This window comes from Aeromonas sp. QDB14 (assembly GCF_027707845.1).
Taxonomy (GTDB): Bacteria; Pseudomonadota; Gammaproteobacteria; order Enterobacterales; family Aeromonadaceae; genus Aeromonas; species Aeromonas caviae.
In genome coordinates this window covers 41,552-49,206 of sequence record NZ_JAPCJD010000033.1, presented here as the reverse complement: position 1 = coordinate 49,206, position 7,655 = coordinate 41,552, and the positions used below count along the sequence as shown (strand labels likewise).

The 7,655-nt window shown below is 47.8% G+C and carries 10 protein-coding genes; 7 read left to right on the top strand and 3 right to left on the bottom strand.

What is annotated here, in order from left to right; genetic code table 11:
* Positions 1 to 56 precede the first annotated feature (56 nt).
* The 3 genes from PG887_RS12520 to PG887_RS12510 all read right to left on the bottom strand — a co-directional run bounded on the left by PG887_RS12520 (position 57) and on the right by PG887_RS12510 (position 2,505).
* Positions 57 to 587 carry a restriction endonuclease subunit S gene (locus PG887_RS12520; RefSeq protein WP_270821847.1) on the bottom strand — a complete coding sequence of 177 codons (531 nt, stop codon included), beginning with the start codon at positions 585 to 587 and terminating at the stop codon, positions 57 to 59.
* The gene (locus PG887_RS12515) at positions 584 to 2,155 is read right to left on the bottom strand and encodes a type I restriction-modification system subunit M (protein ID WP_270821846.1); all 1,572 of its coding nucleotides are present in this window, start codon (positions 2,153 to 2,155) and stop codon (positions 584 to 586) included. The genes PG887_RS12520 and PG887_RS12515 overlap by 4 nt, the downstream gene beginning before the upstream one ends.
* Before the next feature lie 131 nt (positions 2,156 to 2,286).
* Positions 2,287 to 2,505, bottom strand: a complete 219-nt coding sequence (locus PG887_RS12510) for a helix-turn-helix domain-containing protein (RefSeq protein ID WP_270821845.1) — start codon at positions 2,503 to 2,505, stop codon at positions 2,287 to 2,289.
* A 599-nt stretch (positions 2,506 to 3,104) separates the two neighbouring features.
* On the opposite strand from PG887_RS12510, the gene mobI reads away from it, so the two are divergent.
* The 7 genes from mobI to PG887_RS22725 all read left to right on the top strand — a co-directional run bounded on the left by mobI (position 3,105) and on the right by PG887_RS22725 (position 7,652).
* A complete protein-coding gene (gene mobI / locus PG887_RS12505; protein WP_270821844.1) occupies positions 3,105 to 3,680 on the top strand; it encodes a conjugative transfer protein MobI(A/C) in 576 nt (191 codons plus the stop codon).
* 330 nt (positions 3,681 to 4,010) lie between these two features.
* Positions 4,011 to 4,139 carry a hypothetical protein gene (locus PG887_RS12500; protein WP_270821843.1) on the top strand — a complete coding sequence of 43 codons (129 nt, stop codon included), beginning with the start codon at positions 4,011 to 4,013 and terminating at the stop codon, positions 4,137 to 4,139.
* A 238-nt stretch (positions 4,140 to 4,377) separates the two neighbouring features.
* Positions 4,378 to 4,920 (top strand): hypothetical protein, encoded by a 543-nt coding sequence (locus tag PG887_RS12495; protein WP_270821841.1) that lies wholly within the window; start codon positions 4,378 to 4,380, stop codon positions 4,918 to 4,920.
* Positions 4,921 to 5,039: 119 nt separating this feature from the next.
* Entirely contained in the window at positions 5,040 to 6,167 is a 1,128-nt protein-coding gene (locus PG887_RS12490) for an ISAs1-like element ISKpn9 family transposase (RefSeq protein WP_041204928.1), read from the top strand.
* Between the two features lie 91 nt (positions 6,168 to 6,258).
* Positions 6,259 to 6,552 carry a hypothetical protein gene (locus PG887_RS12485; protein WP_270821839.1) on the top strand — a complete coding sequence of 98 codons (294 nt, stop codon included), beginning with the start codon at positions 6,259 to 6,261 and terminating at the stop codon, positions 6,550 to 6,552.
* Positions 6,553 to 6,728: 176 nt separating this feature from the next.
* Complete coding sequence (locus PG887_RS12480; RefSeq protein WP_270821838.1) at positions 6,729 to 7,076, top strand: hypothetical protein; 348 nt, start codon at positions 6,729 to 6,731, stop codon at positions 7,074 to 7,076.
* A gap of 351 nt (positions 7,077 to 7,427) precedes the next feature.
* The gene (locus PG887_RS22725) at positions 7,428 to 7,652 is read left to right on the top strand and encodes a helix-turn-helix transcriptional regulator (protein WP_442866337.1); all 225 of its coding nucleotides are present in this window, start codon (positions 7,428 to 7,430) and stop codon (positions 7,650 to 7,652) included.
* The last annotated feature ends 3 nt before the right edge of the window (positions 7,653 to 7,655 follow it).

The window sequence follows — 7,655 nt, the reverse complement described above, 5'->3', positions numbered from 1 at the left end:
CGGGGTGACGTGAGCGCGTTAAGGATCAGGGTGTTCACGTTGGCCGGAATGGCTGTTCAACTTCGCCGGAATACGCACTCGGTAAAAGTATCTAGAATGCGGACGATTTCAGCCTGGATTTCCAGCGATTTTTTAGGGTTGTCCGGGCAGGGGATGGGGATTCGTTTGTTGGAATAATTTCCAATCCACTGTCGCTTGTGATCACCATCGACCAACTCGCTTGGAAGAGTGTTTAGCCAATAGTAGATATATTTAATTAGCGCCTTGCTTTCATCACTTGATGTAATCATTTTCATGGCGGAAGACTTGACCTTGAAGTCAAAGTCAACCCATTTGTTGGCGGTTGTGAAGTCGTCAAAAATTATTACGGGGTTTTGAGATGCTCTATAGATTCCATCGGTTTCATCCGTATAGCCAAGGATGAAGGTTTTTCCCGCCGTCAGAACAGGGGTTTCAAAGTTATCGCTGTAGTTCTTCGCTGCGACCAAATATTTGGTTGGTTGCTCATATTGAGTAATATCCCCCAACGGAAGCCACTCCACCGTAACTCCATCCAGCAGCTTGTCCAAAAAATTCATGCGGCTCATGCCTTCAGTTCCTCGCCTTCGCTGCCGTAACCCTCAATCTGGGCGACGATGGCATCAATATCTTTGCGTAGTTGGTCGATTTTAGACGCGGTGGTTTTCAGCTCGGCATTGAGTTGGGCAATATCCACCACCTCGCGGTTGTCTTTCGCTTCCACATAGCTACTGACCGACAGGTTGTAATCATTGGCAGCGACTTGCTCGAAAGGCACTGACTTGGCGAAGTGAGCAATATTGGCTTTGCTATCGAACACCGCCATGATCTGCTCGATGTGCGTGTCCAGTAGCACGTTGTTGTTGGTATCCTTTTTGAACAGGCTGCTGGCGTCGATGAATTGGGTGCGGGTATCGGTTTTGTGTTTGGAGAGCACCAGAATATTCACTGCGATGGTAGTGCCGTAAAACAGATTAGGCGCCAGCGAGATCACGGTCTCCACATAGTTGTTGTCCACCAGATATTTCCGGATCTTTTGCTCGGCCCCGCCACGGTAGAAGATGCCGGGGAAGCAGACGATGGCAGCGCGGCCTTTGGCGGAGAGGTAGCTGAGCGCGTGCAGCACGAAGGCAAAGTCGGCTTTGGATTTGGGGGCGAGCACACCAGCGGGGGCAAAGCGGTCATCGTTGATCAGGGTTGGGTCGTCCGATCCTATCCACTTCACCGAATAGGGCGGATTGGAGACGATGGCATCAAAGGGTTTGTCATCGCCAAAGTGGGGTTCGCGCAGCGTATCGCCGAGTTGGATATTGAACTTGTCGTAGTTTATGTTGTGCAAGAACATGTTCATCCGCGCCAGGTTGTAGGTGGTGTGGTTGAGCTCTTGCCCGAAGAAGCCGTCTTCGATGATGTGGGCGTCGAAATGCTTCTTGGCTTGCAAGAGCAGCGAGCCGGAGCCGCAAGCCGGGTCGTAAATTTTGTTGACGCTACTTTGGCCATGCATGGCAAGCTGGGCGATCAGCTTGGATACATGCTGGGGGGTGAAGAACTCGCCACCGGATTTACCAGCGTTGGCGGCATAGTTGGAAATCAGGAACTCGTAGGCATCGCCGAAGAGATCGATATGGCTATCTTCAAAATCGCCGAAATCCAGCTTGGCCACGCCATTAAGCACTGCTGCCAAACGGGCGTTTTTATCTTTTACCGTATGACCCAAACGGTTGCTGGTTGTATCGAAATCAGCGAACAACCCTTTGATATCTCGCTCTGACGGGTAACCGCTAGCCGACGCTTCAATGTCGGCAAAAATGTGGGCAAGGTCGGTATTGAGACTGTCGTTACTATTGGCATTTTTGGCCACGTTGACGAAGAGATCGCTGGGGCGGATAAAGTAGCCCTTGGTCTTGATGGCGTCCTCTTTGATCTCCTGAGTAATGACGCTATCCGGCAGTTCTGCGTAGTTGATGCTGTCATCCCCCGCTTCTATGTAGCTGGTAAAGTTTTCGCTGATAAAGCGATAAAACAGGGCGCCCAAGACATACTGCTTAAAATCCCAACCATCGACTGCGCCGCGTACCTCGTTGGCAATAGCCCAAATCTGGCGTTGTAGTGCGGCACGTTGTTGGATACTTGTCATGCTGTTGTTCCTGTTGAAATTCGTTCGATTGATGCTTGTAGTGTCTTGCTGAAGGGCGGTTAGCCTTTAGCGCTCTGTAAGCCTTTCCGGGCTTTGCGCAACCATCCTCATTGAGCTTGATGAGAGCCCTCTCATTCGCGCCCTGTGGACCCTTGTTTTAGCTCGAGCAGGTCCCCTACTTGGCACTCAAACAGCAGGCAGAGTTTCTCAATAGCCTCCAGATCCACTTTCTGTGCCGTCTCTTTGTAGAGCAAGGTCAGCGTGGCACGGCTTAAGCTCGTTTCTCTGGCAACATCGGCAATACGCATCTTGCGTTCGCCCATCATGCGGGCGAGATGGCAACGGATCATGGCGGTGCCTCTTATGGATTGTCACGATAATAGGGAGGGAGCATATCACATATGTGAGCGTAAATAACATTTTGCTAGCTGGAATGACATTATGCTTTTCTGAAATACTCACCGCATCACATCAGCTTTCGGTCCCTTACGAACCCAGTTCTTTAGATGCGCCAACCCTGTGTTAGTGCGTTCTACAAGGCTTGATCCATCCCCTATCTGAGCGCCATTGAGTACTCATTGGGAATAAGTGGCCAGATTCCAGATAGATAGGAATCGGCAGGTGCTGATTCCAACACTGCTTCAACGCAAAGCTTGGCCCAGCCCTTCCACTGATATGAATTCACCGCATTACAGGCAGGTCCCACATAATTGGTGGAACGAATTTCCCAAGGCCCCTGCTCCAAGTTGTAGCGCTTGATTGCTCGTCATTGATGGGTCCCACATCAGATAAGCTATTGGAAAGGGATTGGACAGGTCCATGGGTTGTCTGATGATTACGTTGGGACCTGAAATCGCTCAAAGTGCCCAAAAAGGGCAGATACAGAGCGCAGGTTTTTGCATCCCCTTGTTTAGCATCTGTTGTGTCATAACCAAGAACTGGAGGACACATGACACAGCAGAACATTTCCCGCATGGCAGATGCATGGCGAACAATCAGTCGCACACAGGCAATTCAAGCTGATCGGGATAAAGCAACCCGTATGGCTCTGCAACAGTGCGGGGAGTACCTGATCGCCATACATGACATGGCCGAGGTAGAGCAGAGACGCTATGAGTTTTTGGCCAATCGCCTCTGTGACTATTTTTGGCAACACAATCGTGCTCACAGAACCACGCAGACTCCCGGTTATCCGGGGCATTTCGGTTGCAGGGCGCGGGTTCGTCAATTCAAGCTCGAGTGCCACTGGTACTACAACCAATTCATTGAGCAGCCAAAAGGATCGGGGAAGCACAAGGTTCTTAGCCATTACCTGCCGCGCAATGGTCAGTTTTCGTATTACAAATCGACATTTACCCCTGCACATGACTGGGAAAAACCAGTCATTTTGGCCACAGAGGAGGGCTTTGCGCTGATACGCCAACTCAATGATCAGTTGATGCAGATGCGTCGGCTGTCTCGAAGCAGCCAACGCTTGCTGGGAGCTCTGATCCAGCACCTTGATGAGATGGAGGTTCTGACATGACACTGATCTCGGTACAAACCGGTTACAAAAAACCACAGCTGTTGCTCACCACGCTACTTAGGTAGTGCCCGTAAAGCCTCAGGGCGCATTTCTGAGCCATTGGCTATGATGGTATCGGAACTCATCCTGGGGCTATCTATCTGAAAACCAAGATAAAGCTTGTCATCTGGCTGGCTACGACAACGCCTAGTATCAATGCTAAATCGATCTTGTGTATAAGCCTGAAAGTGAACTTTGTACGTAAAGAACAAAATCACTTTAAAATCAATGTTTTATTGACATTTTTGGCTGCTTTCTGCATAGTTTCCTTTATTATTTGGAGGATATATTATGAGCAGCACTGTCATCTTGGTCACTCTCTTCCTCTCTCTTATCGGCATAGCAGCGATTGCCGCATATCTCTTCAAAGAGAAGCAAAAACTTTCACATGTGAAAGATGCGGATAGAAAAAATCAGTAAAACATCCAGATAGGCGAAGTGACTCTCCTGATGCTCTGAGTGAGCCACGACAGAGAGTGTTCTCATCTCTGAGTCCCTTCACAACAACCCTGTTTCTGTTCAGCTTGGGCGTTCTATCCGCTACTGTAAAATTGTTCATTCAGAAGATATTTTGAATATTTTCAATATGATAGTTGCATCACATTGTTTTTTTCAGGGTCTATGGCAACCTGACGACAGTGCCATAGGAGACACTTCAATGATGAAGAAGCTAACAGTAATAATCGTTGCAACCGGGCTGGGGTTGGCCTCAGGTTGTGCCATGTCACCGAATAGCTATCAATACAAGGCCGATCATAGCCGCGCCTATAACCTGGCTCAGGCTGGAGGACTCCAGGAAGCCAAGGATTACGACGCCCCCAACGACCAGAAAGACAGCTTTACCAGCAAGGGATTGGACGCCACAAGCAATGCAGTGTTGTTCAACTCTGGGAGCGGATTCGGGTTGGATTGGGGCCAGTCACTGGGATTAGGCCTATTGACCAGCGCCTTTGCACCGAAAGGGGGTATGGAACGCGATAGCGTATTTGGATGGATCTCTGAGTCGCAAGCTAGTGATAAACGAAAAGCTTGGGAAATGATGTCGAGCACCCTATTCGATGGTATTGAGAAGTCCTTACAGCAAGCAAATATAAAATTTATTGTAGATAGCAAAAATAAGTATCAGAAATTCCCCTTGGTGTCAGAGTTCATTCATTCATCAGTTCGAATTGTTGCACCCGAACACAGGGCCGACGCATGATCATTCTTTGCGCTAGTTGATCAAGTATCGATCAGTTGAGCGGCGCCAAGTACGATTTTAATTGTACCTTGCGTTGCCAAGCTGTAAATAGTCGAGATCTTAACTAACTGTTTATTTTTATGGCCCAGAAGTCTTTGCTCGACTACCTTGAATCAATTCCAGACCCACGCAATCAGGCCAAGTGCTCGCATATCTTGTCAGAGGTTGTTTTCATGGCCATCTGCGCCATGATGTGCGGTTTTGATACTTGGAGCGAGATTACCTTGTTTGCTCAAGAGCGAGAGCCATGGTTCCGGCGCTGGTTGAGCTTGCCTGGCGGCATTCCATCACACGACACATTCAACCGCATTTTTGCCACTCTGCCTCCCGCCAGTCTGAAATCCATTTTTCAAGCGTGGATCGGCGACATCATGGGCGATGATAAGCTGGTTGGCCAACTAGCGGTTGATGGTAAAGCTCTTCGTGCTACCGCTAAAGGGCGAGGTGCCAACGCTGTTCATATGGTCAATGTCTGGTCAACTGAGCTGGGGATGTGTGTTGGCCAGCAAAAAGTCGCTGACAAATCTAACGAGATCACGGCAATACCTGAGCTACTCCAACTTCTTGAATTAAAAGGGTGTTTAGTCAGTATTGATGCGATGGGTACACAGGTAAAAATCGCCGACACCATCCTCAAAAAGTCGGGTGATTACCTGCTTGCAGTGAAAGACAACCAACCTAGCCTCAATACTGAAGTAAAAGAACAGTTCCAAGCGTATTGGGATAAGAATGAAACCGATGTTTCGGGGCACGGCTTTACTGAACAATTTGACTCAGAACATGGGCGAAAAGAGCATCGACGTTGTTGGGTTCTGATGGTTGATGAAAGCATGCCAGTTTGCCAGCAGTGGAAAGCGAAGACGATCATAGCCGTGCAGGCTGAGCGAATTGAAAATGGCAAAGGCTATGATTTCGTGAGATTTTATATAAGTAGCCGAGCGTTGGATGCCACCTCAGCGCTGAAGGCAACCCGAGCGCACTGGTCGGTAGAAAATCTGCTGCACTGGACTTTAGATATTGCGTTCGGAGAGGATCAACTTCAGGCCAGAGCGGGCTTCGCTGGGGAAAACTTAGCGGTCATCAGGCAGTGGATACTGAACATGCTGAAGCAAAACAAATCACGTAATCTAAGCATGGCCAACAAGCGCAGGCTCTGCTGTCTGAATGAACAATATTTGTTCGAATGTATGGGGTTGTTCAAAGTATAAACACTGATGCGTCAGCCCTGCACCCGAACATGGTTGCCCAGATTGGGAGACCGCAGGAGGTAAATATGATAAAACCTGCAATATCAGTACTGTGGTTCACGCCCCCACCGAAAATGCACAAAAAACTCCTGATTTTATAGCATCTGGGCAAAAAAGTTACACGTTCTATGCAGATGATGTGACAGATTACTCCCGCATCGAGGTAAACATCCCCAAGGGAGCTAATCTGAATAAAAACCAGTTGCTTGCAAGAATTAGCCGGGAACTTCCATCATGGGCCTTCATATTCGTTGCATCACAAAAGATGGATTCTGGTGGCTACACAGCACCGGTTATCTTGGCCGCCGGGAAACCTGAATTATTTATCACACCGCAAAAAGGTTAAGTAATCCATCATCTTTTCACCTCACCACAATGGCTGAAGGGACTATTATTGTTGCCGACTCTACTAATGAACATTTCCCTATGCCTTTACTCATTAATGATTAAATCATAGTGTTCTTATGGTTGCATTTTATGAAATCGCGATAATATGGATATGAAATATTAAGGGAGGTCACCGTGAAAGATTTAATTAATATATTTTTTATGGCTGTTGTCGTCCTTGGCTGGGCAATGCTTGAGGTCACTGGCTGGGGTTATGCCGTTTTAGCCATCCCAGTTGTTTACTGGCTCAAACCCATGCTGGATCTGTTGCGAAAATACTCGCGACTAAATCTTACTTTCTGGTTTTTGGTTGCTGTTTTTTCTTGGCAAGGTGCTCTTGTTGGCTGGCTATTCTATGGTGTGCTCATTACCCCCAAAGATGCTTATGCAAGCAATGCAGGCAGAAAAAAAAGCACTATACGGCTCGTTTTAGACGGCTGTGACGTTCAAACAGGGGAGCACGTTGGCTCATCTTTTTGGTAATACTTCGGTCAGTTGAAACGGTAGCAGTCTGACTAGATTCCCCTTTAGGGCTATCTCTTATACACAAGTCCCCGGGCATCGCTCGGGGATTTTTTTGAACTATTGCTCCCATCCGTGAACTCACTCTGGGTTACGGGCCAAGATGACCGGTGACGCAAAAAATTTCACATGTGAAATTTCCGCCAGATTAGCGTATCAAAAAATAATACGGTAATAGCCAAGAAATAGTGAAACAGTCTGCGCCAAGCAAGATGCCACCATAAGTGATTGTTTTTAATGTAAATTAATTTTTTGTGTTTTGCCCCAAAAGGGCACTTTCAGCGACGATGTTTTCTGCATACAACATTCAGAATGCTCCTGCCAACACATGAAAAACCAGGAGGATGTATGGCTGAAACAAAAAATAGAACATTGCTAACGATGGCTGAGGTCGCTGAACTGATTTCCCTTTCACAGTCGACAGTACGGCGCTTTGTAAAATCAGGAATCTTACCAGTTCCCATCAGATTAGGCCCCACCGGACGTTCAATTAGATTCAAGCTGTCTGACATTCAGCAGTATCTAAATAACATTTGAGGG

Bases quoted from the DNA above. Each gene is read 5' to 3' on its own strand.
- PG887_RS12520 (WP_270821847.1), bottom strand. From the start codon at position 587: ATGAGCCGCATGAATTTTTTGGACAAGCTGCTGGATGGAGTTACGGTG.
- PG887_RS12515 (WP_270821846.1), bottom strand. From the start codon at position 2,155: ATGACAAGTATCCAACAACGTGCCGCACTACAACGCCAGATTTGGGCT.
- PG887_RS12510 (WP_270821845.1), bottom strand. From the start codon at position 2,505: ATGATCCGTTGCCATCTCGCCCGCATGATGGGCGAACGCAAGATGCGT.
- mobI (WP_270821844.1), top strand. From the start codon at position 3,105: ATGACACAGCAGAACATTTCCCGCATGGCAGATGCATGGCGAACAATC.
- PG887_RS12500 (WP_270821843.1), top strand. From the start codon at position 4,011: ATGAGCAGCACTGTCATCTTGGTCACTCTCTTCCTCTCTCTTATCGGC.
- PG887_RS12495 (WP_270821841.1), top strand. From the start codon at position 4,378: ATGATGAAGAAGCTAACAGTAATAATCGTTGCAACCGGGCTGGGGTTG.
- PG887_RS12490 (WP_041204928.1), top strand. From the start codon at position 5,040: ATGGCCCAGAAGTCTTTGCTCGACTACCTTGAATCAATTCCAGACCCA.
- PG887_RS22725 (WP_442866337.1), top strand. From the start codon at position 7,428: ATGCTCCTGCCAACACATGAAAAACCAGGAGGATGTATGGCTGAAACA.